This window comes from Aedoeadaptatus coli, from assembly GCF_900343085.1.
GTDB classification, from domain to species: Bacteria; Bacillota; Clostridia; order Tissierellales; family Peptoniphilaceae; genus Aedoeadaptatus; species Aedoeadaptatus coli.
Map to the genome: position 1 here is coordinate 42,738 of NZ_OPYI01000004.1, position 26,279 is coordinate 69,016.

Sequence of the window (26,279 nt, forward strand, 5' to 3'; positions counted from 1 at the left end):
AAATAAAGATAAAACTGAGGAATTGTCCTTAGAATCAGTTCTATGGAATTGCAGAGTATCATTAAGAGGATATGGAAGTACTGAAAAAATAGAGACGCTGTAATAGGATTAGTTTTCTTAAAGTTTGCAGGAGATAAGTTTGAAACAAGAAGAAAACAAATTGAAGAAGAACATCCTGATTTATTCATGCTAAGAGAGATGCCGGCCACTTATCATGCTGACAATGTTTATTATCTAAATGAAACATCCAGATGGAGTTACATAGTTAAAAATGCATCGGCAGATGATATAGCAATAAAAATAGATACAGCAATGAAAGACATAGAGGAGGACAATCCTTCCCTAAAAGGAACTTTGCCTCAAAATTTGTACGCTAATTTAGGAGCTCCGGCAAGTAAAATTAAAAGTCTAATCGATGAGATAAATAAGATAAATGGAGATAGATTCCATGAAGAAGATTTGATCGGAAGAGTCTACGAATATTTTTTACAAATATATGCAGCATCAGGAACAAAGGAAGACGGTGAATTTTATACACCTTCAAGCGGTGTAAGACTATTGACTGAGCTAATCGAACCATATGACGGAGTTGTATATGAGAACAAAACACCATATTTGATACATTTTAACGGCATCGCCGCTTAGGGTACGAACCTAATACTAAGGGGTACGAAAATTTAGTATGTGGTACGAAAATCAAAAAGCTCACAGCGATGTTCATCCTAAAATTAAACTAAGAAGCATTACGCGTTACAAGAATCTTGTTCTGTCTAGCAGGGTTCTTTTTTTATGCAACATTAGGTGAATTGCCATTACCGCATAAAATTCTTGACAAATAAGTTAGTCTATGGTAATTTCTCCTTACCGAGATTAATCTCGGTAAGGAGAGGAAAATGATGGTCAAGGAGAGGAAAATGATGGTCAGAGAACGATTAGATCCGGAAATGCGTAAAGAAGACATTCAAAAGGCTGCTATGGCACTCTTTTCTTCTAAGGGCTTTAACAATACGACGATGGATGATGTTCGTGAAAAATCCGGTTTATCAGCCGGCGGATTATACTACTACTACAAAAATACGGCAGAAATCCTCTACGACATTATGGACAGAGGAAGCAGGATGCGTGAAGCGACGGTAACAAACACGGTTCAACATATGGGGAACAAGCTTACACCACATATCTTGGCTGAAGTTGTCGTCGATAAAATGTTGGCGAATAATCCTTTTACGCCTATCTATGTCATGTTTCTTGGTGAGATTAAGAAAAATGAACAGCTTAACGCATTATATGAAAAACTCAAGAGGGATTCGATTACTTACTTTAAGCATTTTATGAATGGGTACGACTGCGGATTGCTTACTGATGATGACTATGAATTTGTAACGAATCTCATCAATGCAAGCTTGTTATCCTGTGAAATTTTAGATACGCGTGAAAATTTTCTAAAGAACAGACAGCACTTGGTATCCATGCTTGAAGGTTATTTTACTCGTTCGACTTCTCAGTAAGCGGAAGTTTCCGGACTCTAAAATCTTCCATCAATTTCCGCATTTCATTCATTTATTAAGGAGGTTTTTTGATATGAACTTATTGAAAAAGTACATCGCCAAAAATAAGACCGACTACTTTTTCTCGGTTCTTTTTGCCGTTTTGGGTGTACTGGCAGGACTTTTTACCTATGTGCTCTTGAGCAAAATGATCATTGCCCTCATTGCAGGGAATACAGATTTTGCTTTTTATACTAAAGGAGTCCTCAGTATTCTCGCGCTGCTGTGCGCAAAAGAAGTTTTTATGGGTATTTCCACCACGATTTCTCATACGGCGACCTATGGTGCTTTGTGTGAAATCAGGCGAGATATCATGGACAAACTTTTCAAAATGCCGTTAGGAAACATTTTGAATTTAAGCACAGGAAAGCTAAAAGATGTCATCGTGAATCAAGTTGATAGCATGGAGACAACCCTGGCTCACCTGATTCCTGAAATGACCGCTAATATTGTTGGCCCGGTTTTACTTCTTGTTTACATGTTTGTACTCGATTGGCGCGTTTCGCTCTTGGCACTGGTTCCTCTTGTGATCGGCATGTTTTTTATGGCCGGCCCGATGAAGCGCATGCCTAAAATGTTTCCCAAAGCAGTCAAAATTGGTCAAGACATGAACAACTCAATTGTGGAATATATCAACGGCATCGAAGTCATTAAGTCTTTTAATCAAGGCGATACATCCTATAAAAAATACAGCGATAATGTTTATGCCAAAGCAGATTATTACTGCAAGTGGATGGGCTTGAACAACAACGATTATGCGGTGAGCATGTCGCTTGCACCGATGGGTATTTTAACTATCATTCCGTTTGGCCTTTTCTTCTGTATGCAAGGTAGCCTAAGCGGCGCTCATCTTTTGATGTTGATTATTTTATCGTTTGGCACAATCTCAAATATCATGCAGGTGATGTCTTATGAGGACGATATGGGGCGCATCAAAACCATTGCCGGTGAGATTGAAAAAGTTCTCAACTCAAAAGAGTTATCCCACGCAACCGGTACACAAAACATTTCACGCTATGACATCACTTTCGATCACGTGAATTTCTCTTACGATGACAACAAACAGGTTATCAAGGATGTCAATCTGTACATCAATGAAGGTAGTGTCAATGCACTCGTCGGGTATTCTGGCTCAGGGAAATCGACCGTTGCAAAGCTCCTCGCCGGATTTTGGGATACCGATAGTGGCACCATAACAATTGGTGGCATAGCTCTCAAGGATATGCCTTTAGAACAGCTTTCGGATGCTATTTCTTATGTATCTCAAGACAATTATTTGTTTGATATTTCCATCAAAGATAATATTCGCATCGGCAAAAAAAATGCAACGGATGAGGAAATTATAGAAATCGCTAAAAAATCGGGCTGCCACGATTTCATTATGAAGCTCTCACAAGGCTATGAAACGGTTGCCGGAGAAGGTGGCGGGCATCTCTCCGGCGGTGAGCGCCAACGCATCTCTATTGCACGCGCCATGCTCAAAGATGCACCGATTGTCATTTTGGATGAAGCCACTTCCTATATCGATCCAGAAAATGAAGCTATTTTGCAAGATGCCATCGCCACATTGGTAAAAGGCAAAACGCTCATTATTATCGCCCATCGACTGAAAACCATTGCAGATGTGGATCAAATATTTGTTATCCATGATGGATATGTTGAAAATCACGGAACACACGATAAACTATTAAAAGATTCTCCGGTTTACCAAGAATTGTGGAGTGCGGCCATGCGAGGTGAAGAAAATGATTAATACATTTAAGAAGTTATGGAAATTTGCAGAGCGTGAGCAAGGAATGATTCGCTCCTCGGTGATCTGGAGTTTTTTGGGCGCGATTTTTAACGTTTTTCAATTTATGGCCATCTATTTGGTCATTGCGGCGATTATAAAGCAGGAAATTACGTGGCAGACGATTGGTATGTGCAGCGCATTCTTATTGCTTTCCTTACTGGGCATCATTATTTCTAAGAAAAATTCCATGCTTAAGCAAACGCATGCCGGCTATTTTACAGCCGCAAATAAACGTATCGCTATGGGAGGAAAAATCAAAAAAGTGCCAATGGGCTTTTTCAATGATTTTAGCTTAGGAAATTTAACGGCCATTGCGACGACAAAGTTGGACAGTCTCGAAACTTGGGTGCCCACACTTTTTATTATGGTATTCGGCGGTCTGCTTGTTACCGTGGTATTTATCCTGTCCCTTTTTATGCTGCATTGGAAAATTGCACTCATTGCTATCGCTGGGTCTTTGATTTTCTTGGCGGCGGCCGCTTTAATGCAGCAAAGATCTAAAAAGAGTTCGGATCGAGTTTCTGTTGTACAAAACGATCTCACGAAAGAAGTACTGGCAACCTTGCAAGGTATGCAGATCATCAAGTCCTATAACTTGGGCGGGCCAAATAACAACAAGTTGGATCAAAGTTTTGAAGAAACAAAAAAATCGATGTTGAGCCTTGAAAAGGCCGTTACACCTTACACGGTACTGCTGAAAATCATCATTGCGATCACGATTTCGGTTATGATTGCCACAGCACTTTCATGCTACTTTTCGGGAGAGCTTGCTTTGGATTATACCATCATGACGCTGGTTGCCAGTTTTGTGATTTTTAACAGTTTATTGGCTTCTGGTAGTGCTATGGCCATGCTTAGAACCATTGACAACGCGATGGATTCTTATGATTACGTCAATCAAATGCAAGATATGCCGGAAGGTCATATCAATGATGCACTTCAGCAACACGATATTGAATTTAAAAATGTTTCCTTTGCCTATGGCGAAAAGCCAATCTTAAATAATGTGTCTTGCTATGTCCCCGAAAGATCAATGACGGCTATCGTAGGGCCGTCTGGTTCAGGGAAAACAACTTTTTGCAATTTGATCTCTCGCTTTTGGGATGTCAATTCAGGAGAGATTCGCCTTGGAGGAAAGAACATAAAAGATTACTCCCTCGAAAATCTCATGAATCATATTTCGATGGTCTTCCAAGATGTCTATCTTTTTGCCGATACGATTGAAAACAACATTAAATTCGGATGCCCAAATGCCACCCGCGATGATGTGATTGCGGCGGCAAAAAAGGCTCAGTGCCATGACTTTATTTCTGCCTTGCCCGATGGCTATCAGAGCATGATCGGAGAAGGTGGAACAAGTCTTTCCGGCGGAGAAAAACAGCGCATTTCCATTGCCAGGGCAATGCTGAAAGATGCACCGATTATCATCTTTGATGAAGCTACTGCAAATGTTGATCCGGAAAACGAAGACAAGCTGAAAGCAGCTATTGAAGCCCTTACTCAAAACAAAACCGTCATCATGATCGCGCACCGCTTGAAGACGATCCGTAATGCAAACCGGATTTTGGTACTGAACAAAGCAGGGATTGAGCAGTGCGGTACACATGATGAATTGATGCTGCAAGGAGGTCTTTATCGAGATCTTATCGAATCGAGAAGCAAGGCGGAAAGCTGGAGATTCGCAAATTAAAGTTTGGAACTAACAACAACATCTTCGACAAAAAAATGAATGTGCCTGATGTTGTCGAAAATTAAATGTTCAGAAAGGAATTTTATGATGAAAAACTAAAAAATATTGTACAGATCGCCGTATTGGCAGTAATTGGCTGTGTTGTCTCCTTTGGAATCAGTATGCTGACGGGACTTTTAGGCATGGCTGCCCTCTACATTTCAGCCGGGTTTGCCGCTTTTGTGATCGGACCGACCTTTGTGATTGCGGCTCGAAAAGTACAAAAGCGTGGCACAGCGCTTCTCTTTTGGGCTGTGCTTGGGTTGGTATATGCAATTTTAGGTTATGGGATCATGATTCCGATTACTCTGATTGCAGGGATTGTCTGCGAGCTGATTATCGGAAAGTACGATAATAGCAAACGCATCGCCATTGCTTTTAGTGTTGTCATGTTTACCGATTCGATGCACAGTATTCTTTTAACAAAAATTTTAGGCGTCGAAGGTTTAGTAAAATATATGTCATCTACCTTTTCTCCAGAACAAGCAGCACAAATGGTTGCCGCCTATACAAATGAAGTGATTTTGATAGCTGCTGCCGTTAATGTTGTGCTGTGCTTGTTAGCCGGATTTTTCGGAGTATTCATCAACAATAAGTTCTTTGAGAAAAGCACTCAGCAGAGCAAGCTCAAATAAGATGAGCCGATCATTTTCCCGCTTTATAAAAACGGATATCCTCCTCAATGGAGCGAAGAAATTTTTGATATGGTTTTAGAACAGGCAGAAAATTATAAAAATTAAATAAAAGGCTATGAGCACTCAAACTCATAGCCTTTTTCATTGTCTAAAGATTTTCTGAATCAGTTTTTCTAAACCGCCAATCCAAAGCCGCCTTCGGGCGGTTTTTTCATGGGGAGAAAAGCGTCGCACATCCTCGGAAAATTTTAGGTGATAAATAGTATAAATTTCTTTGAGGCCACATGGATTTGATGGTATGATAGATTCATCATAGTAAGTAAAGGCTGGGATGAAAGTGAGAAAATACAGAAAAAGAGAGCATGTCGAAAATTATCTGAAGACGGACTACCGAGGGGATCCGCTTTTCAACGATATGTACCTGCCCCATATTTCGCTGCCGGAACTTTCCGTCGACGAAATTGACACGTCTACCACGTATTTGGGCAAGAAGATTCATTTTCCCCTCATGATCAACGCCATTACCGGCGGCACGGAGTTTGCGGAAAACATCAATGCGGATTTGGCTCAGCTCGCCAAGCGCTTCGATCTCCCCATGGCTGTGGGCAGTGAAACCATCGCTATGGAAGATGAGGAAGCCGTGGAAAGTTTTGAAATCGTGCGGGAAATTATCGGCGACGAGGGCATCGTCCTCGGGAACATGAATGGCAATCTCTCTGTGGACGAGGCGAAGAAGGCCGTGGAGATTATTCGCGCCGACGCCCTTCAGATCCATTTAAATCCGGCGCAGGAGCTGGCCATGGAAGAGGGCGACCGGGATTTTCGCGGCACGGCGGAGCGGATTCGCGCCGCAAACGAGGCCCTGGACGTGCCGGTTTTGGTGAAGGAAGTGGGCTTCGGCATGGACGCTTCCGTTATCGAGCGGCTCTACGATTTGGGCATTCGCCACGTGGATATTTCCGGCTACGGCGGCACGAATTTCTTTGAAGTGGAAAATCTCCGCTACTTTAATTCGGACATGACGGAGCTTTACGGATGGGGGATTCCCACGGCCTACGCCCTTCACGAAGCCGTGGCACTGGGTAAGAAGGATCTCCACATCACCGCGTCCGGCGGCATACGAAACGGCCTGGATCTGGTGAAGTGCTTGATTCTCGGCGCCGACATGTGCGCCATTAGTGGCGAGATTTTGAGATACATCGTACACGGCGGCGTGGACTACGCCTCGGTGTATTTGGATGATTTGATCAACAAGGTAAAAATCGTCATGGTCCTGGTTGGAGCGAAGAATATCGACGAATTAAGACAGGTGAAGTGGAAAGCCACGGGCCGTCTTTTGGAATTATTGAAATAAGAGGGAATTATGTACGATCTGATGATTATCGGCGGCGGCCCGGCCGGGCTCACCGCCGCCATTTACGCGAGCCGCGCCCACTTGAACACGGTGATCTTCGAGCCTGAGATGGACGGCGGCCAAATGAGCCTCACCATGTCACTGGAAAATTTCCCCGGGGCACTTCCGGAGGACACGGGCATGGACATCGGCATGCGCATGGCGAAGCAAGCGGCCTCTTTCGGCGCCGCCACCATTCGCGAGCGGGTGGTTTCCGTTGAGTCAGCGGGCGAGAGGAGAATCGTGAAGACGGAGAGCGGCAGCTACGAAGGCAAATACGTCCTCGTGGCCACGGGCTCCAAGCCCAATCGCCTGGGCGTTCCCGGGGAAGACAAATTCGTCTCCCGCGGCATCAGCTACTGCGCCACCTGCGACGGTGCCTTCTACCAAAACGGCGACGTCTACGTCATCGGCGGCGGCAATTCCGCCGTGGAAGAGGCGCTTTATATGGCCAATTTAGGGGCGAAGGTCACCATCGCTCACCGCAGAGACAGCTTCCGCGCCGAGCGCTTCTTGGCGGAAAAGGCCCTGGCCCACGAAAATATTTCCGTCATGTGGAACACGGAGCTGAAGGAAGTCTTAGGGGATGCCATGGCCGACGGCCTCGTCCTCTACAACAACAAAACCGACGAGACTTTCACGGTGAAAAAAGGCGACCGACCCATGGGAATTTTCATCTACGTGGGCGTGAAGCCGCAAACGGAATTTTTGGAAGGCCTTCTGGAATTGAACAGGGGCTATGTGAAAGTAGACGAAAACCAAATGTCCGCTGTCGACGGCATCTACGCCGCCGGCGACATCGTGGACAAAAACTTCCGCCAGGTCATTAACGCCTGCGGAGAAGGCTGCGTCGCCGCCATGGCCGTGGCCAAGCGCATCGTCCAATACGATTAAATTAAATTAATTTTTGAAACAGTTATGCAAAATCTCGCATAGCTGTTTTTTTGTGGAATTAAATATTTTTAACCAGACCAAATAAATAAGTACAAATTCAATCCACCATAAACCATTTAAAAGCAAAAATTCTCGAGAAAAACATATTTTACAATAAAAAAGTCAAAATACGGGTTGACAAGATCGGGGGGGGGTGATACAGTCAATGTGTAAGAGATACTAAATACAAGAAAAGGAGGGCTTTATGAACTCTTACTTAACGTACGCAAATGATCCTATACTCTGGCTATTATCTTTACCGTTGGTGGCAATTGTAGGTGCGTTAGCTATTAGCTATAGCACCAAGGTAAAAAAAGTAAGTCCCTTAGTGAATTTAACACCCGAGGATCAAAAGAAGGCATTCCGAACAGGCGCAATTTCCGCCATCGGCCCGGCATTAGGCGTATTTGTCGTCATGCTTGGACTTATTTCCAAAATAGGCGGCCCTCTGGCATGGCAAAGACTCTCTGTCATCGGTGCGGCCCATACTGAATTAACGGCGGCTGAAATGGCGGCACAAGCCATGGGCACGACTTTGGATTCTCCCGATTATAGTTTGGTCAATTACGCAAACGCTTGCTGGGTCATGGCATTAAATGGCTGCGGCTGGTTGTTAGTAGTAAGTTTATTGACGGACAAATTGGACAGCATCTCCTTCAAGTTGACCAAAGGGGATACGAAAATCACGAGTATTATTTCGATTTCCGGCATGTGCGGTGCTATGGGTTTCTTGGCGGTCAGCAATGCGATCACTTCAAGTGAGAATATGGTCGCCGCAGTTGTAGCGGGTATCTCCATGATTCTTTTAAACAAGTTGGGTGAGAAAGTTCCTGCATTGATGGAATTTAACCTGGGCTTCGCTTTGATCATCGGCATGATCGCAGGAAGTATTTTCCGTTCATAGGGAGGGTTCATATGACTGATAAATTAAACATCGATCGAGAATACGACGCGCAGTATACACAACCGGTTATTAAATTAGGTCGAATATTAAACTTACTCGGCGTACTATTTTCCTTTTTGCCAGCCTTATACATTTCCATTCGATACAGTGCTTTTCCCGGAATGGCAAACATTTTAAAAGGCTGGGCGCTGATTGCGGCAATTTTCGGTTCATACTACATAATTGAACCGATCTCCTACTTCCCCGTCTTGGGACTTCCCGGAACCTTTATGGGCTTCATTTCCGGCAACTTAGGTAATATGCGGGTGCCTTGCTCGGCCCTAGCCCAAGCGGCTGTAAAGGTCGAGCCCGGCACGAAGAAGGCGGAACTTGTTTCGACACTCGGGATTGCAGGTTCGATTATTACGAACTTAATCGTCACGGTCTTGGCTGCAGTTGCGGGAAGTTATATTATTTCCGTCTTGCCGGATTCGGTATTAGCTGCTTTTGACTTTATCGCACCTTCTATTTTCGGTTCGATGTATGCCATGTTCGCGATTAAGGATTTAAAGAGTGGGATCTTTGCGCTTGTCTTAACCGTCATTATGCTTAAAGCCGGTTTGCCGACTTTCGTCATTGTTCCGGCGGCAGTCTTTGCGACGATCTTCTTTGGTATTAAAACGAGGAAAAAGGAGGAAAAGTAATGAAGAAATTGGAATTCGATCGAAAAAAAGCAGAAGAAAATCTGATTAAATTCAGAAGAGACCTCCATCAAATTCCCGAAATCGGCTTTGATTTGGAAAAAACCGTGAAGTATGTCTGCTCTGTACTGGACGAGCATGGAATTTCCTATGAGGTAATCGTGGACGGCTCTGCTGTTGTTGCTCTCATTGATAGCGGCAGTCCCGGTAAAACCATCGGTTTGAGAGCGGATATGGACGCACTGCCGATTAAAGAGGAAACGGACCTACCCTTTAAATCTGAAAATGGCAATATGCACGCCTGCGGGCACGATTGCCATACGGCGATATTGTTGACGACGGGGATCGTTTTAAACGAAAACAAGGATAAATGGGCCGGCAAGGTGAAACTACTTTTCCAACCTTCCGAAGAAAAAGACGGCGGCGCCAAACCGATGATCGATGCGGGATGCTTAAATGAACCGAAGGTCGATTATATTCTGGGTCAACACGTCGGCGTTCTCTCCGGTGAAATCGAAATCGGTCAAATGGGATTTGTTCCGGGGCCTATGATGGCGTCCTTAGACGAATTTACCATCGACTTCATTGGACAAGGCGGACACGGCGCCTATCCTCACGACACCATCGACCCGATTCCCATGGCAGCATCGGCGGTCCTTGCACTTCAAGCCTTCATGGCTCGCCGAGTAAACGCTTTGGATTCCGCGGTATTTACCATCGGACAAATTCACGGTGGAAGCCAGTACAATATTGTTCCGAACAAGGTAACCATTAACGGAACCGTTCGCTGCTTAAACGAATCAGTGCGAAAATTAATCGCCGAAGGCTGTGAAAGAATCTGCAAGAGCACGGCGGAAAGCTATGGTGGCAAAGCGGAAATTAATTACAAGTTTGGCTACCCTGCCTTAATTAACGACGTAGAACTTACTCAAAAACTAATCGACCTCAGCCAGGAAGCCTTTGGGGAAGACAGCGTCAAGTGCATGAAAAAGGCGAGCATGGGAAGCGAAGATTTCGCCTATTTCGCTCAAGAAGCACCGGCCTGTTTTACTTTCTTAAACACCTCAAAAGAATGTGACGGTGTCATCTATCCGAATCATAATCCCAAATTTATGGTCGACGAAGACATTTTAATCAAAGGCGTCGATTACTTTGTAACAGCCGTTGGAAATTTGTCTTGAACGAAGAAAGCGTCCGAAAAGCGGAAGCCATTCAATTACATGTCATCTCCGAATAGTATGATAACTGCATGAAAAAGCCGCTCGATGATTTCCATCGGGCGGCTTTTTCGCGCTTATTGTTGTGCCGGTTGTGCCGGTTGCTCACCTTGGGGTGCGGGATTTTCCTGTTCGCTCTGGCTCATTAAAATGTTCAAAAGTTCCGTGGCCGTAAGGGGCGCGTGAATTTGGTAGCCCCCCGGTTTAATCTTGGGCACGGCGCCGGCGTCGCGAATCATTTGAAGGAAGGTGGCTCTGTCCGCCACTAAATCTTCTTTCATGATTACATCGGCGATCATTTCGTCGTTGGCACCTTCGGGAATTTCGATGGTGATGGTGCGGGTGGCCTTTTGCAAGCCGTTTTCCGTGAGTAGTTTCAAAATGGTTTCGGGACTGGCGCCTTCGGGAATTTCGTAGCTTCCCGCCGTAATGTAGCGGGCCATGCCGGAGCGCTTGGCCTTATTGCTGAAGGCCGTGGCATCGTTAATGAGGCCCACTTCCTTTAAGCGCTTGGCCACGGAATCCGGATCCGTCGTTTCTATTTTAAGTAAGGTGGTTTTTTCCGATGCATCTTTGGCGGCGCTGGAGATCTGGCCGATTTGTTCCTTTGAGGAGCGAATTTCCTCGGTAATGGTGGTGTCTTTTCTCTCTTCCGGCGTCATCATGGAAAACAAGTGGTTCATGCGCCACTTTATGATGAACAGCAGGACGAGAACCACCAGTATGACGACGACAAAGCGCAAAAAGTTTACGAATACTTTCGAAACTCTTCCGTTAGATTTCATGCTGTTTTCCCTTTCCTGTCGATTTCGATATAATTATAATAAGGTTATTATATCACAGGAACGTGAAAGAAAGAGAGGCTCTCGTGATCTCTAATAAAATTGACACAAACGACGCCGGCATGCGCTTGGATCGCTATTTAAAAAAGTTGCTTCCCAATGCCAAGGCGTCGCTGATTTATAAATCCATTCGAAAGAAAAGCATTACGGTCAACGGTAAAAAGGCCAAGGAGGAAGATGTCTTGGCCCTCGGAGATACGGTGGAAATCTATTTTTCCGACGAGACGCTGGCGAAGTTTTCCAAGGCGCCGAAGTCCGTGAAGGGAAAGTTTCCCGCCATCGTCTTCGAATCGGAAGATTTCATTATTATGGACAAGCCCGTGGGCGTGTTGAGCCACGGCACGGGCAAGGCCTATGAGCGGAACATGGTGGACGATATGTTGGCCTATTTGATCCACACGAAGAGCTACAACCCTCGGGCGGAAAAGACCTTCGTCCCCTCCATTTGCAATCGCCTGGACCGAAACACCAGCGGTCTGATCTTGGGGGCGAAGACGGCGGCGGGCCTCCGGGCGGCCAACGCATGGCTTCGTAACCGGGAAGTGGAGAAGTATTACATGACCATTGTGGAAGGAGAGTTGAAGGAAGAACGGAAGGTGGAAAATCGCCTGACAAAGGACGGGGATAAGAACCGGGTCGTGGAAGGCGACGATGGGAAGGATGCCGTGGGCATCTACCGGCCCATAAAGACCACGGGGGATTACACCCTGGTGGAGGCGGAGCTCATTACCGGGCGCACCCATCAGATTCGCCAGCAGTTGGCATCCATTGGTCATCCCGTTCTCGGGGACAGAAAATACGGCCACGCCTCCCGCCGCTTCGGCGAATTGCACCACCAATTGCTTCACGCCTACAAATTGGTCTTTCCCGAAACCGAGGACTTCCCCGAAGTGTCCGGCAAGGTGTTTACGTCCGAGCCCAAGGGAAAATTTCAGCGCATCAGGGAGAGCCTCCATGTATGATTTAGGCTTGGACATCGGCGGCACCACCATGAAGCTCGGCGTTTTTCGCGGCGGGGAACTGATTCGCACAGACCGCGCCCCGACGCCGAAGGATCCCGACAAAGTAGTAGATGAAATCGCCCGCATGACGGCGCCCTTTGATTACGAAGCTTTCGGCATCGCCACGGCGGGCACCGTGGACAGAGAAAATAAGGCCCTTTCCGATTTAGGCGGAAATATTTCGGGTTGGCAGGGCTATCCCCTGGGCGAGGCTCTGGCGGATAAGGGCATTCGCCTGGATAGTTTGGAAAACGACATTAACTGCGCCCTCGTGGGAGAGATGGAAAATCGCCGGGACGATCACGTCCTCTACGTGGGCATGGGTACGGGCATCGGCGGCGCTTTTTACAGCGGCGGCGAATTGTATTTAGGAAGCCGCGGATCCGCCATGGAGATCGGACACATCATCGTAGAGAAAGGCGGCGTTCTTTGCGCCTGCGGCCAAAGAGGCTGCGCCGAAGGCTATTTCAGCGCAAGGGCTTTTCACGCCCTCATGAAGGCGGCGGGCTACGAACGGGGCGACGATTTTCTGGCATCGAATGAAGCCTCGGCGCAGGCTTTTATCGAAGGCGCGGCGGATTACCTCATCGGCCTTGAAAATGTGTTAAACCCCTCGGCCATTTTAATCGGCGGCGGCATGATTACCTACGCCCCGAGTATTGTGGCGCGCTTAAAGGCGGCCATGCTCCGCCGGGGCAACACCAATGTCCGCGCCCCCTTGGAAGCCGCCCGTTTGGGAAACGACGGCGGCATGGTGGGGGCTATGCTTCTTGCGAAAAAAGAAAGGAGAGGTCGTGAAAATCATTGAGAAGCCCATGGGAAGCGGCGTGGAGTCTTTGGTGGATGAAGTGGATTTCAAGGGCGCCACTTTTATTATGCCCAATCGCAAGTGGATCGCGCGGAGCAAAGAAATTTTATCGCGGGGCGTGGGATTTTTAGGCGTCAACTTTTTCACCTTCGACGACCTTATGGAGGAGCTGGCCATGACCCGTCCCCGCAATCTGTGGCGGGCGGCCTACGTTTTTCGAAAGCGGTTGGAAGAAGGGGATACGGCATTCGCACCGCTCAGGGACATGGAAAAAATTCGCCGCCTCTTTCAGTGGTGCGACGATGTGAAGTATTTGGGCCTTGAGGAAAAGGACCTGCCCTACAGCTGGCGGGGGGATGTGCGTGGTTTCCTTTCCGCCTACGAATCCGCCGTGGAGGCGGCGGACTGCGTCACGGAAGGTGAAGTTTTTAAAGAGGCCATGGCGGCGGAGGTGGATTCCGAGCGTAAGTATATTTTTGTGGGATTCTCTCATTACAAGGAACGCCATCGCCTGCTCTTAAAAAAATTGGACGCCGCGGCCCACGTGGTGGAGGTCAGCCCCTTCGAGGAGAAAATAGAACCGGAAGCTGTGGCCCTGTATCAAACGGTAAACGGGGAGCGGGCATTTCGCCACATGGTGAAAAAAGCGGCATCGGCTCTCGCGGAAAATCCCGCGGCAAGGATCGGCGTGGCCATGAATAGAGAAGAGGATCGGGCGGCGATGAGGGCCCACTTTGCCTTGGCGAAGATTCCGGCGGCGGGCTCCGCCTACGTCCTCGGCGAGGACACTCTTCACCAATTGCGCCTCTTGTGGCGGCGGGGAGAAGACGGGCCTTCCGCCTGCGCCTTTTTGCGGGGAGATTTGGCGGAAGTGGAAGATGCCCATGAGTTGGCGGCGGCCATAGAGACCTTGGGCGTGAAGGATCTTTCTGAAATCGACGAAAGCTCCCTGCCCTACTACTTATTTCCCGAGACAAAGGAGCTGTTGATTCGATACAAAGCCCTTTTAAGGACATGGAAGCATGATAACGAAGGCAGCTGGAGCGATTTCGCCCGTCGCACGGAAGAAGCGGCGGAAGCGTTCGGCGAGGGGTTGGCAAAAATGATCGCCGACGCCCTGGCCGAGGCGGAAGGAGACTACGGCAGAATTTCCGGCCGCGAGTTTGAATCCATCCTTTGCGGCTTTTTGGAAAAAGAAGCTGCCCCCGGCGTGGAAATTTTGTCTTTAGACGAGGCCTACGGCGGCGATTACGACCTTCTCTTCGTGTCCTCACTCGATGGGGGATTTATTCCCGCCAAGAAGGAGGACAGCTTAATGAATCGGGCCATCGCGAAATCCGTCATGGAAGTCGGGCTCTACGTGAATTTTTTTCAGGGCGAAGAGATGACCGATCGATTGAATTACTTAATGGCCTCGTCGAAAAAATCCCTGCTCTACAAAGTGGGGGACGGGGAGGAGGCGCAGGTATTTACGGAATTAAAAAAGAATTTCCCCGTGGAAGATTTGGATAAAACCGGGGAAGCTTACGAAAAAAATTGGGACCTGATTGCGGAAGAGAGCGTGTTTTCCGAGGAAGCGGCGGAGGTTTTAGCCGATGAACTGAGAGAAAAGGGTCTTTCGCCTTCGGCCATCGACGGCTATTTGCGCTGCCCCTTCAGCTACTTTGCCGATCGCATCTTAAAAAGCGCGCCGGAAGAAGAAGACGGCCGCCCGGCCATGGCCAAGGGAAGCATTTACCACGAAGCGCTGGCACTTTATTTTTCCGGGAGACTTTCGAAAGACGCACTGGATGCCTTTGTGGAAGCGGCCTACGACGAAAACCTGGCCCCCTTGAAGCCCGACTACCTTTGGGCTTGGGAGAAGAAGACCATGGCCCGGGCCCTTCTCGCCGCCATTGAAGGGGAGGAAGAACGCCTGAATGATGAAAAGAAAAACGGCGCCTTTCATCCCGCAGCCTTTGAGACATCTTTCACCTATCCCTTTAAGGATGTGGAGATCCACGGCGTCATCGACCGTGTGGACAGGAATGAATCGGGCGACGAAATCCTCATCGACTACAAGTCCGGCGGTCTCCCCGCATACGAAAACATGGCGGCCTACAAGGTGATGCAGATCGCCCTTTACGCCCTGGCTCGTCGGCACATGGGCAATCGGCCGGCGTCGTTGGAATATGTGTCCGTAGAAAACGGGAATGTGTCCATTATGGCCCGGGACACGACGCGGGCCGGCGTGTACAGTCGCCTGAGAAATGAAAGAAAGTACGACGGCGAGGCCTTCGATGATTTTCTAAACGAGGCGGAGGTCGCACTTGGCGATGTCCTCGCCGCCATCAAACGTGGCGATTTCAACAGAGCGCCCATGGATGAAAATGTGTGTAAGTATTGTTCCTACGGGGATCTGTGCAGAAGGGAGGCGTCGGATGCCATTTGATAAAGAGCAACGGGAAGCCATAATGTCCTACGACCGCTCCGTCTTTCTCACCGCCGGCGCCGGCGCGGGGAAGACCAAAGTACTCACCGAGCGGGTGAAGGAGATTCTGCCGAATACCGACGAAAATGTTCTGGCCATTACCTTCACCAATCGGGCCGCCGAGGAAATGGCAGCCCGCATGGCGGCGAGCCTCACGGAAGAGGAGACGGACCGCTTGGTGGTCAAGACCATCGACGGCTTTTGCCGCTACCTGCTCTCCATTTACGCCGTGGAGGCGGACACCTTCGGCGGCATGGTTCAGCTGGCGGAAGGCGAGACCGACGCCCTTTTGGAGAAGAGCTACGAAAAGGTGGCGAAGGATATTTTTTCCGACGAGGATTTTATTTCCTTCCTCGAAACATCGGGCACCACGGCGAACAATTTTAAATATGAACTCTTAAAAAGCTACGACGCCCTTCGCACCCGGGGTGCCCTTGGGGATTTTCGCCCCCGGCAAGTAACGGGCGCCGACCCCCTGAAAGATTACGTGGATTTTCTGCCCGCCCTTTGCGGCGCACTAAAGACCAAATCATCGAAGCTGGCCAAGTATTTGGACGCTGAGGATCTCGAGGCATTAAAAAACAGAAGTGATGAGGAACAGCGGGCCTTTCTTCTGGCCATGCCCGACGGCTCCTCGCTGAAAATGGACGAAGACATAAAAGAGCGGAACGAAGCATTAAAAAATCGCCTGCTTTTACGTGAAGAGGAGAAAAATCATCCCACTATCGAAGCCATCGGCCGCGCCCTAAAACTCCTCGATGAAGCCTATCAAAAAGAAAAGCGAACTATGGGCGTCGTGGATTTCAGCGATCTCCTGGAAATGGCCACGGCCCTTTTGGAATCGGGAAAGATTTCCTGCGCCTACGATCACATTCTCGTCGACGAATTTCAGGACACGAATCCCCTGCAGATTCGTATGCTCCGCGCCTTAAAGGGCGACGGGAAACTTTTTGTCGTCGGCGACAGAAAGCAATCCATCTACGGCTTTCGCGGCGCCGATGTGGCCGTGGGAGACGATTTTCGCGGCGAGGCCTTAAACGAGGGCACGGAAGCCATGGCCCTTTTGAACAATTACCGATCCCACAAAGATCTCGTGGCCGCCGTGGGGGATCTCTTCGCCGAAAAAATTCCCGATTACGAGCCTATTACGGGCCACGGCGAAGGGGAATGGGCCCTTAAGGGCGTGGATCTCACCGGCGAGGAGGTGGCGGAAGAGGCCATAAAAAAAGAAGCCCTGTGGATTGCGGAAGACATTCAAAAACATCCGTCGGAATCCCGGGCTCTGCTCTTGTGGCGGAAGAAATTTATGGGGATCTACGAATCCGTATTTCGGGACTACGGCATTTCCTACGTAAACCGCAGTGCCGAGGGTTTTTTCCGCGCCCGGGAAGTGCGGGATTTAATGCTCGCCGTGGAAGCGAAGATCACCGGCGATTTTTCCCCGGCCTTTTTGCGCACGCCCTTTATCGGGGCGAATCAGGAAGATGTCTATCATGCGATGAAGGGATCGCCATGCAGAGAAAGTGTTCGCGAGCGTGTGGTGCGCATGGAAAAGTTTTTCGGCGAAATGGGCCCCGTATCCTCCGCCTATGAATTTCTCTTAGCCATTGTGGAAGAAAGCGGCTTTCGCGCCTATGCCTTTAATGAGGGCGGGGAGCAGGCCGCGGCCAATGTGGATCAGCTCCTCGCCATGGCCAAGGAATACGACGAGGAGGGCGTGCACTTGGAAGGATTTCTCCACGGCCTCCGCGAAACGGAAGCCACGGAAGAGGTGGGAGCGGCCACATTCGGCGGCGACTATGCCGTGGAGATCCTTACCATGCACAAGGCCAAGGGCCTGGAATACGACACGGTGTACTTGGGCCATCTCTTCGCCAAGCCTCGCCCCGAAGGCGGCTTGTGGAATTACAGCGAGGAAAGAGGCGTGGGCATAAAAAATCCTGCGGCGCCGTCGATTTACGAAATGAACCGGGCCGCTTCTGCGGAAAAGGCGCGGGAAGAAAATCTGCGCCTCCTCTACGTGGCCATGACCCGCGCCAAGAGCCACGTCTATTTGCTGAGATCAAAAGAAGGAGAAGGGCTTCAAAGCTATTTGTCTGAGATAGATTTTGTGGAAGAGACTCCTGCCCCCGTGGCCGCACCTGCCCATGCAGCGGCTGCACCGCAAAAAGCGCCCGCTCAGGCACCTGCCGTGGCGCGGACGAAGCCCGTAGTCTCCGCAAGCCGCCTCTTAAAGGGACGGGCCGTTTTCGACGACGGCAAAGACAGCCCGAAGAGCGAGAAGGATTACCTGCAGCTGGGGATTTTGTTTCACCACTACGCCCAGCGCGCCCGCAAGCCCCATGGGCCGCTTCGGGATAAACTTTTGGCCCGCGCAAAGGCCTGCGGCGTGGCCGACGAACTGGATGTGGCCATAACAAATTATGACGCCACTTTCGACCGCGGCGAAATCCTCGCCACGGAAGTGCCCTTTCGCGCGGAATTCGACGGCGTGATCCTGGAAGGCTTTTACGATCAGCTGCGCCAATTGCCTGAGGGCATCGCCATCGTGGATTATAAAACCGGGGCGCGAGGGGCTCGGACCGGCGCCATGGACACCTACCGCCTGCAGCTGGGCCTTTACGGCACGGCCTACGAAAAAATCACCGGCACCTTCCCGAAGCTTTATCTTTTTACCACGGCGGACGGTATTTGGACGGAGGTGGAACTCACGAAGCAGGAGAAAAAAGAGATCGCCGCCCTGCTTCATCCCGCCATCGGTTGACATAATCCCACTCAATTGGTAGGATATAAACAGTAAGTAATAACGACTATTTGAGAGGAGGTCCTATGGAACGAAAATATCGCGTGGAAGGCATGACCTGCTCCGCCTGTTCCGCTGCCGTGGAACGCGAGGTAGGAAAAGTCGACGGCGTAAAAAATGTGGCCGTGAATCTCCTCACCAATTCCATGAAAGTGGAGGGCGAGGAAGGCATCGAATCGGCGGTGTTGGAAGCCGTGGATCGAGCGGGTTATAAAGGCTTTTTAGAAGGCGAAGAAAAAAAGAGTGAAACCATTGAGGCGGATCCTTTCTCCGAGGAACTTGAGATAAAGCGCAGGCGCCTTATTACCTCGGCGATCTTTCTGATTCCCCTCTTGTATATCTCCATGGGCTCCATGATGGGCGCGCCGGTGCCCGGCATTTTACAAGGCCACGAGAATCTGTTGATTTTTGCCCTGGTGCAATTTATGCTCACCACAGTCATCTTATTTCTCAACCGCCACTACTACGTCAACGGCGGAAAATCCATGGCGCGGAAGCACCCGAATATGGACGCCTTAATCGCCATGGGCTCCGGCGCGGCTTATATCTACGGGATCTACGTGATCTTTCAATTGGCCTACGGCTTCGGCCACGGGGATATGGCCCGCATCGCCGCCTACGGCCACGAGCTCTACTTCGAATCGGCGGCCACCATCGTGGTCTTAATCGACTTGGGGAAATATTTGGAAGCCAAAGCGAAACACAAGACCTCCGGGGCCATTCGATCCCTCATGGATCTCACGCCGGAAGTGGCCACGGTCATTAAAGACGGCGTGGAAAGAGAAATTCCCGTGGAAGCCATTGAAATCGGCGACAGAATTTTGCTGAAGCCCGGCGAAAATGTGCCGGTGGACGGCGTGGTGGTGGAAGGCATTTCCTCCGTGGACGAATCTGCCCTTAGCGGCGAGCCCATTCCCGTGGAAAAAACCGCGGGGAGCGACCTTATGGCCGCCACGACAAACGGCCAGGGCCGCCTGATTATGGAAGCGAAGCGTGTAGGCGAAGACACCACCATCGCAAAAATTATCGCCCTCGTGGACGACGCCAACGCCACGAAAGCGCCGATCTCGAAAATTGCCGACAAAGTGGCAGGGATCTTCGTCCCCATTGTCATCGCCATCGCCTTGGCTACCGGCGGCATTTGGCTGGCTCTCGGAGCGGAACCCGCCTTCGCCTTGAAACTCGCCATCTCCGTACTGGTCATCAGCTGCCCCTGTGCACTGGGTCTCGCGACCCCCGTGGCCATTATGGTCGGTACGGGCAAAGGCGCCAAGGCCGGTGTGCTCTACAAAAGCGCCGAAAGCCTGGAAGTATTGCACCACGTGGAAACGGTGATCTTCGACAAGACCGGCACCATCACGAGGGGCAAGCCCTACGTCACCGACGTGGTGGCCGCGGGCATTTCGGCGGAAGAGCTTTTTGCCACGGCCTACGCCCTGGAAAAGCCCTCGGAGCATCCCTTGGCGGAAGGCGTGATTCGCGCCTACGAAGATAAATACGGAACAGAAAATAAATTAAGCCTCGAACATTTTGAAGCTATTCCCGGACGTGGATTGAAGGCCACCTTAAACGGCCAGGTCTATTACGGCGGCAACGAAGCCTTAATGGACTCCGTCGGCGCGGATCTTTCCGTGATCCGTGGGCAACTGGAGGTCCTTCTCGCCGAGGGGAAGACGCCACTGTTTTTCGCGAAAGACGATGAATTTATCGGCCTTATCGCGGCGAAGGATTTGGTGAAGGCCAATTCGAAAACGGCCCTTGAAAAACTCCACGCCGCCGGGAAAAAGCTGGTCATGCTCACCGGCGACAACGAAAAGACGGCGAAGGTCATTGCGAAGGACTTGGCCGTCGACCGCGTCCACGCCGGTGTGCTCCCCGACGAAAAAGAAGCCTTTGTGCGTCAGTATCAGGAAGCGGGGAAAGTGGCCATGGTCGGCGACGGCATCAACGACGCTCCGGCCCTCGCCAGAAGCGACGTGGGCATCGCCATCGGTGCCGGCACGGACATCGCCATGGAAAGCGCCGACGTGGTCTTAATGCACAGCGATTTAATGGATGTGGTAAGCGCCATGGATCTTTCCAAGGCCACGATTCGAAACATCAAGGAAAATCTCTTCTGGGCCTTTTTCTACAATGTGATCTGCATTCCCGTGGCGGCCGGGCTTTTCTACAAGCCCTTCGGCCTCACCCTGAGCCCCATGATCGCGGCACTGGCCATGAGCTTCAGCTCCGTTTTTGTCGTGACCAACGCCCTGAGATTAAATTTCCTTTCATTAGAAAAGGCGGAAAGGGAAAATAAAGAGGAATCCGCCGAGTCAATCAACTTTGCGGAAATTCCCTCTGTAAAATCGAAAGCACATGGGTATAATAAAAAAGAGGAGGCACAAAAAATGGATAAGAAAATTTTAAAAATCGACGGCATGAGCTGCAATCATTGCGTCGGACGTGTCGACAAAGCGTTAAACGAACTTGACGGCGTGAAGGCGTCGGTAACCTTGGATCCCCAGGAAGCCGTCGTGGAAGGCGAAAAGCTGGACAGCGCCTTATTAAAAAAAGCAGTGGAAGATGCAGGCTATACAGTCACAGCGGTTGAGTAGATGAAAGCGCCGACGGCGCTTTTTTCTGTTAGGAGGAATTGTGGCAGAATTTAGATTTGAAATCGTGGAGCACCTCGGCGTCTTGTCCGAAGCGCCCAACGGTTGGAAAAAAGAATTAAATCGCGTATCCTACAACGGCGCCGATCCGAAATTCGATCTGCGCTCCTGGAACGAGGATCACACGAAAATGAGCAAGGGCATTACCTTGTCTGTGGACGAATTTGAAGCATTGAGAGAATTGATTAAGTAAGGAAGTGGACCATGGCTAAACTGGGAATTATCGGCGCAGGCCACGTAGGCGAGATCGTCGCCTACACGCGAGCACTGCGCGGCGGATTTACGCATATTACACTGCACGACATTGACGACAAGCGCCTTGACGGCGTGGTCAGCGATTTGGAAGACGCACAGGGATTTTATCCCCACAACACCCGCTTTATCGCAGGCACCATCGAGGACGTGGCGGCAAGCGACATGATCGTCGTCTGCGCCGGGCGCATTCCCGAAGACGGCCAACGGCGAAACGAATACGCCGGCAACTACGCGGATGTGAAGGACTACATTCCGAAGGTCATGGCGGCGGGCTTTAAAGGCATTTTCGTCGTGGTCACCAATCCCTGCGACGCCATCGCCTACCGCGTGTGGGAACTTTCCGGCCTCGACGCTGCCCGCGTCATCGGAAGCGGCACGGCATTGGATTCGGAACGAAGCCGCACCATTTTGGCACGAGAATTTAACGTGAGCCCGAACAATGTGCACAGCATGATGCTGGGCGAACACGGGGACAGCCAATTTTTGCCCTACTCCCAAGTGACGGTCAACGACATTCCCCTGAAGCGGTATTTGGAAGAACACGACCTCACATTGGACCGGTCGGAAATTGAAAAATCCGTGGTCTATCGCGGCCACCGCGCCTTCTTCGGCAAAGGCTCCACCCAATACGGCATCGCCAACACGGTGAACACCATTTTAGACGCCGTGCTTTACGACGAAAATAAGATCCTGCAAGTCTCCGCCCTTCACAATGGCGAATACGGCGTAGAAGACGTGTACGTCTCCACGCCCTGCGTCATCGGCAAAGACGGCATCGAAGAAATCGTCGAGCTGGAATTAACCGATGAAGAGCGAAAGAAATACACCGACAGCGCCGAAATGATCCGCAGCTACCTGGTATGAGGGAATTGAAAAACGCCTTTCGCCGCTTTATGGCCAATCGCTACGGTTGGGACGAGCTGAACACCCTGTTGTTCGTGGCGTCCTTTCTCTTGCGTCTGGCGGGGAGCTACTACGGCAATGGTTATTGGTCCCGGGGCGCCCTCGTGCTCCTGTTTATGGTGATTTTTCGCGCCTACTCCCGGGAGCGGGGCAAGCGCCGAAAAGAAAACGGGGCCTTTCTAAACGCCATTCGCCCGGTGAGGCGTCTTATGAGGCGGCTGAAGGATGTGCGCCATTATCGCTACATCCACTGCCCCTCTTGCAACAAAACCGCCCGCCTGCCTCGAGGCGCGGGCAAAGTAAAAGTCACCTGTCCCTACTGCCATTTTGTCTATGAACGCAGAGTCTAGGGGCCAAAGGGCGGGAAATTCGGCGGCTCGTCGCGATTTTTTGCCCGAAACTGTTGATTTTAATGCCCTTATGGTATAATGCTTTAGATATAAATTATGGAGGGATAAGGATGACAGAGATCAAAAAGCAAGAAAAGAATAAAGTTTATTTCGACCTGACGGTTCCCCACGAGGAAATCAAAGAAGCGGAGTCGAGAGTTTATAAACGCAACAAAAATTACTTCAACGTACCGGGATTCCGCAAGGGCCACGCGCCGAAGAAAATCATCGAACAATTCTACGGCAGCGGTATTTTCTTTGAAGATGCGCTCAACGAAGTGCTTCCGAAGATCTACCAAGATGCTCTGGAAGAATTGGAACTCGAAGTCATCGACCAACCGGAAATCGACATCGACGAAGAAAACTTCGATCGCAGCAAGGATTTAATCGTCGAAGTCAGCGTTGAAATTAAGCCGGAAGTGGTTTTAGGCGACTACAAGGGCCTTGAAATCGAAGCCGTTCCCGACGAAGTTTCCGACGAAATGATCGAAAACGAAATCGACAAGCAACGCCACTTAAACGCGCGCCACATTAATATCGACGACCGCGCCGCCGAAGACGGCGACAAAGTCAATATCGACTTCGAAGGCAAAGTCGACGGCGAAGCCTTTGAAGGCGGAAGCGCCGAAGACCAAGAACTGGAACTCGGCAGCGGCAGCTTTATCCCGGGCTTTGAAGAAGGCATCGTCGGCCATGAAATCGGCGAAACCTTCGACATCGATGTAAGCTTCCCGGAAGATTACTTTAACGAAGACTTAAAGGGCAAAGATGCCGTCTTTACCATTACCTTAAATTCCATCGCCGTGGAAGAATTGCCGGAAGTGGACGATGAGTTCATTAAAGACATTTCCGAATTCGACACCGTGGACGAATACAAGGCGGATCTGAAGAAACAAAAGACCGAAGAAGTTGAAGCCAACGCGAAAAACATCCGCATGGACCGCGCACTGGAAGCCGCTGCGGCAAATGCCAAAGTGGACGTGCCGGAAGTTATGGTCAACAACGCCATCGACGAACAAATCCGCAACATGGACAACAACATGCGCAGCCAAGGCCTGCAACTGGAACAATACCTGCAAATGCTTGGCCAAAGCTTAGACGACTTCAAAGATTCCATGCGTCCCGACGCGGAAAAAGAAGTGTTGAAATCCTTGGTTCTTGAAGCCATCGTCGAAGCGGAAAAATTCGAAATCACCGACGACGAAGTGGAAGCTTACGCCAGAGAAATGTCCGAACGCTACTTCAAAGGCGACGAAGACAAACAGGAAGAAATGATCAAGACCATGATGGAATCCAACAAGGACCTCATGAAGTCTGACTTGGAACGCAAAAAAGCCGTGGAACTTCTCGTGGACAATGCGAAAGAAGTGGAAGGCTTAAATAAAGACGAAAGCGAAGAAGCATAAGAGGCTGCACGAGCCTCGAAAAGGAGGCATAAGTATGGCACTGGTACCCATGGTCGTGGAACAAACCAATCGCGGCGAAAGAAGCTACGATATTTATTCCCGACTCTTAAAAGACCGGATTATCTTTTTAACCGGCGAAGTAAACGATCAAATGGCGGATTTAATCGTCGCCCAATTGCTGTTTTTGGAATCGGAAGATCCGGACAAGGACATTCAAATCTATATTAACTCCCCCGGCGGTTCCGTGAGCGCGGGCTTTGCCATCTACGACACGATGCAATACATTAAGCCCGACGTCTCCACCATCTGCGTGGGCCTCGCCGCATCCATGGGCGCGTTTCTGCTCCTGGCCGGCGAAAAGGGCAAGCGCTACGCCCTTCCCAATGCGGACATTATGATCCACCAACCCCTGGGCGGCGCCCAAGGCCAGGCATCGGACATTCAAATTCACGCGGAAAAAATCTTAAAGACCCGCAAGCAATTAAACGCCATTATCGCCGAGCGCACCGGCCAAACCCTGAAAAAGGTGGAAAAGGACACGGATCGCGACTTCTTTATGTCGGCGGAAGAGGCGAAAGCTTACGGTATCATCGACGATGTGATCGTCAAACGTAAATAGTTAGGAGCATCATGACAGAAGAAAAAAAAGATCAGCGCTGCTCGTTTTGCGGCAAGTCCAAAGATCAGGTACAAAAACTGATCCAAGGACCCGACGCCTATATTTGCGACGAATGCATTCACTTGTGCGAAGATATTTTAAGACAGGAAATGGCGCCGAAAGAGGCGGTTGCTTCCGACCACCTGCCCACGCCGGCGGAAATTAAGGCGACCCTAGACGACTACGTCATTCGCCAGGAAAGCGCCAAGCGCGCCCTGGCCGTGGCCGTTTACAATCACTACAAGCGCATTCGCACCCAAGAAGCCGGCATTGGCGACGACAGTGTTGAAATTCAGAAGAGCAATATTTTAATGGTGGGCCCCACGGGCAGCGGCAAAACCCTCTTGGCGCAAACCATGGCCCGCATCCTGGATGTGCCCTTTGCCATCGCCGATGCCACCTCCCTTACCGAGGCGGGCTACGTCGGCGAAGATGTGGAAAATATTATTCTGAAGCTGATTCAGGCGGCGGATTACGACATCGAAGCGGCCGAAAGAGGCATCATCTATGTGGACGAAATCGACAAGATCGCCCGCAAATCGGAAAATGTCTCCATTACCCGCGACGTGAGCGGCGAAGGGGTGCAACAGGCCCTTTTAAAACTCATCGAAGGCACGGAGGCCAATGTTCCGCCCCAAGGGGGCAGAAAGCATCCGAATCAGGAATTTATTCAAGTGGATACGTCCAATATCCTCTTCATCTTAGGCGGCGCCTTCGATTCGTTGGATAAAATCATCGAAGCCCGCTTAGGAAAAGGCGGCATCGGCTTCGGCACGGAAATCAAACGGAGCAAGCACGACGAGATCAACCTTCTTGAAGAACTGGAAGGGGAAGATCTCTTAAAGTACGGCTTGATCCCGGAATTTATCGGCCGTTTGCCCGTCACCGTCACCTTGGAGGAGCTGGACAAAGACGCGTTGGTTCACATTTTGACCCAACCGAAAAACGCCATCGTGAAACAGTACAAGGCCCTCTTCGCCGTGGACGGCGTGGAACTGGAATTCGAAGATGACGCTTTAGACGCCATTGCGGAAAAAGCCATCAAGAAGAAATCCGGCGCCCGCGGCCTGAGAGGTACCATCGAAGAGATCATGATGGACACCATGTTCGAAATTCCTTCCATGGACGACGTGAAACGCGTCGTCGTCACCAAGGCCAGCGTCGAAGGAGACGAAGACCCGATCATGGAAAGAGACGAGCCCTTGAAAAAGATCTCGTCGGATCAATAAGCGAAAGGCTCACCCAGGTGGGCCTTTTTAT

At 50.0% G+C, this 26,279-nt stretch carries 22 protein-coding genes; 21 read left to right on the forward strand and 1 reads right to left on the reverse strand.

The annotated features are described in order from the left end of the window. Positions 1-102: 102 nt before the first annotated feature. The 10 genes from DG046_RS02875 (at position 103) to DG046_RS02925 (ending at position 10,794) form a co-directional block, all read left to right on the forward strand. Positions 103-645 (forward strand): type I restriction-modification system subunit M N-terminal domain-containing protein, encoded by a 543-nt coding sequence (locus DG046_RS02875; RefSeq protein WP_234411449.1) that lies wholly within the window; start codon positions 103-105, stop codon positions 643-645. A gap of 269 nt (positions 646-914) precedes the next feature. Beyond that, positions 915-1,508 carry a TetR/AcrR family transcriptional regulator gene (locus DG046_RS02880; RefSeq protein WP_019133556.1) on the forward strand — a complete coding sequence of 198 codons (594 nt, stop codon included), beginning with the start codon at positions 915-917 and terminating at the stop codon, positions 1,506-1,508. 73 nt (positions 1,509-1,581) lie between these two features. After that, the gene (locus DG046_RS02885) at positions 1,582-3,300 is read left to right on the forward strand and encodes an ABC transporter ATP-binding protein (protein ID WP_108831084.1); all 1,719 of its coding nucleotides are present in this window, start codon (positions 1,582-1,584) and stop codon (positions 3,298-3,300) included. After that, positions 3,293-5,029 carry an ABC transporter ATP-binding protein gene (locus DG046_RS02890; protein WP_108831085.1) on the forward strand — a complete coding sequence of 579 codons (1,737 nt, stop codon included), beginning with the start codon at positions 3,293-3,295 and terminating at the stop codon, positions 5,027-5,029. The genes DG046_RS02885 and DG046_RS02890 overlap by 8 nt, the downstream gene beginning before the upstream one ends. Before the next feature lie 65 nt (positions 5,030-5,094). Continuing rightward, complete coding sequence (locus tag DG046_RS02895) at positions 5,095-5,703, forward strand: MptD family putative ECF transporter S component (protein ID WP_108831086.1); 609 nt, start codon at positions 5,095-5,097, stop codon at positions 5,701-5,703. A gap of 337 nt (positions 5,704-6,040) precedes the next feature. Further along, positions 6,041-7,057, forward strand: a complete 1,017-nt coding sequence (gene fni / locus DG046_RS02905) for a type 2 isopentenyl-diphosphate Delta-isomerase (RefSeq protein WP_108831172.1) — start codon at positions 6,041-6,043, stop codon at positions 7,055-7,057. Positions 7,058-7,066: 9 nt separating this feature from the next. Then, the gene (trxB, locus tag DG046_RS02910; protein ID WP_108831087.1) at positions 7,067-7,990 is read left to right on the forward strand and encodes a thioredoxin-disulfide reductase; all 924 of its coding nucleotides are present in this window, start codon (positions 7,067-7,069) and stop codon (positions 7,988-7,990) included. Between the two features lie 244 nt (positions 7,991-8,234). Further along, positions 8,235-8,933 (forward strand): DUF5058 family protein, encoded by a 699-nt coding sequence (locus DG046_RS02915; protein WP_108831088.1) that lies wholly within the window; start codon positions 8,235-8,237, stop codon positions 8,931-8,933. Between the two features lie 11 nt (positions 8,934-8,944). After that, a complete protein-coding gene (locus DG046_RS02920; protein ID WP_108831089.1) occupies positions 8,945-9,616 on the forward strand; it encodes a hypothetical protein in 672 nt (223 codons plus the stop codon). Continuing rightward, positions 9,616-10,794: a M20 metallopeptidase family protein gene (locus tag DG046_RS02925; protein ID WP_108831090.1), complete on the forward strand. Its 1,179-nt coding sequence runs from the start codon at positions 9,616-9,618 to the stop codon at positions 10,792-10,794. Before DG046_RS02920 ends, DG046_RS02925 begins: the two co-directional genes overlap by 1 nt. Before the next feature lie 113 nt (positions 10,795-10,907). On the opposite strand, the gene DG046_RS02930 is transcribed toward DG046_RS02925, so the two are convergent. After that, positions 10,908-11,615, reverse strand: a complete 708-nt coding sequence (locus tag DG046_RS02930; RefSeq protein WP_108831091.1) for an endolytic transglycosylase MltG — start codon at positions 11,613-11,615, stop codon at positions 10,908-10,910. 83 nt (positions 11,616-11,698) lie between these two features. Between DG046_RS02930 and DG046_RS02935 the strand changes: the two genes are divergently transcribed. The 11 genes from DG046_RS02935 (at position 11,699) to clpX (ending at position 26,248) form a co-directional block, all read left to right on the forward strand. After that, positions 11,699-12,634, forward strand: coding sequence for an RluA family pseudouridine synthase (locus tag DG046_RS02935; protein ID WP_108831092.1), 936 nt, complete (start codon positions 11,699-11,701; stop codon positions 12,632-12,634). After that, a complete protein-coding gene (locus DG046_RS02940) occupies positions 12,627-13,481 on the forward strand; it encodes an ROK family protein (RefSeq protein ID WP_108831093.1) in 855 nt (284 codons plus the stop codon). Before DG046_RS02935 ends, DG046_RS02940 begins: the two co-directional genes overlap by 8 nt. Beyond that, complete coding sequence (locus DG046_RS02945) at positions 13,468-15,912, forward strand: PD-(D/E)XK nuclease family protein (RefSeq protein ID WP_159082037.1); 2,445 nt, start codon at positions 13,468-13,470, stop codon at positions 15,910-15,912. Before DG046_RS02940 ends, DG046_RS02945 begins: the two co-directional genes overlap by 14 nt. Beyond that, the gene (locus DG046_RS02950; RefSeq protein ID WP_159082038.1) at positions 15,902-18,715 is read left to right on the forward strand and encodes a UvrD-helicase domain-containing protein; all 2,814 of its coding nucleotides are present in this window, start codon (positions 15,902-15,904) and stop codon (positions 18,713-18,715) included. Before DG046_RS02945 ends, DG046_RS02950 begins: the two co-directional genes overlap by 11 nt. Before the next feature lie 65 nt (positions 18,716-18,780). Beyond that, the gene (locus DG046_RS02955; protein WP_108831096.1) at positions 18,781-21,351 is read left to right on the forward strand and encodes a heavy metal translocating P-type ATPase; all 2,571 of its coding nucleotides are present in this window, start codon (positions 18,781-18,783) and stop codon (positions 21,349-21,351) included. A 40-nt stretch (positions 21,352-21,391) separates the two neighbouring features. After that, positions 21,392-21,601 carry a YdbC family protein gene (locus DG046_RS02960; RefSeq protein WP_108831097.1) on the forward strand — a complete coding sequence of 70 codons (210 nt, stop codon included), beginning with the start codon at positions 21,392-21,394 and terminating at the stop codon, positions 21,599-21,601. Positions 21,602-21,612: 11 nt separating this feature from the next. Beyond that, positions 21,613-22,527 carry a lactate/malate family dehydrogenase gene (locus tag DG046_RS02965; RefSeq protein WP_108831098.1) on the forward strand — a complete coding sequence of 305 codons (915 nt, stop codon included), beginning with the start codon at positions 21,613-21,615 and terminating at the stop codon, positions 22,525-22,527. A 5-nt stretch (positions 22,528-22,532) separates the two neighbouring features. Next, entirely contained in the window at positions 22,533-22,916 is a 384-nt protein-coding gene (locus DG046_RS02970) for a hypothetical protein (protein WP_108831099.1), read from the forward strand. A gap of 110 nt (positions 22,917-23,026) precedes the next feature. Then, a complete protein-coding gene (tig, locus tag DG046_RS02975) occupies positions 23,027-24,361 on the forward strand; it encodes a trigger factor (RefSeq protein WP_108831100.1) in 1,335 nt (444 codons plus the stop codon). 34 nt (positions 24,362-24,395) lie between these two features. Next, positions 24,396-24,980 carry an ATP-dependent Clp endopeptidase proteolytic subunit ClpP gene (gene clpP, locus DG046_RS02980; protein WP_108831101.1) on the forward strand — a complete coding sequence of 195 codons (585 nt, stop codon included), beginning with the start codon at positions 24,396-24,398 and terminating at the stop codon, positions 24,978-24,980. Positions 24,981-24,991: 11 nt separating this feature from the next. Next, entirely contained in the window at positions 24,992-26,248 is a 1,257-nt protein-coding gene (gene clpX / locus DG046_RS02985) for an ATP-dependent Clp protease ATP-binding subunit ClpX (RefSeq protein ID WP_108831102.1), read from the forward strand. The last annotated feature ends 31 nt before the right edge of the window (positions 26,249-26,279 follow it).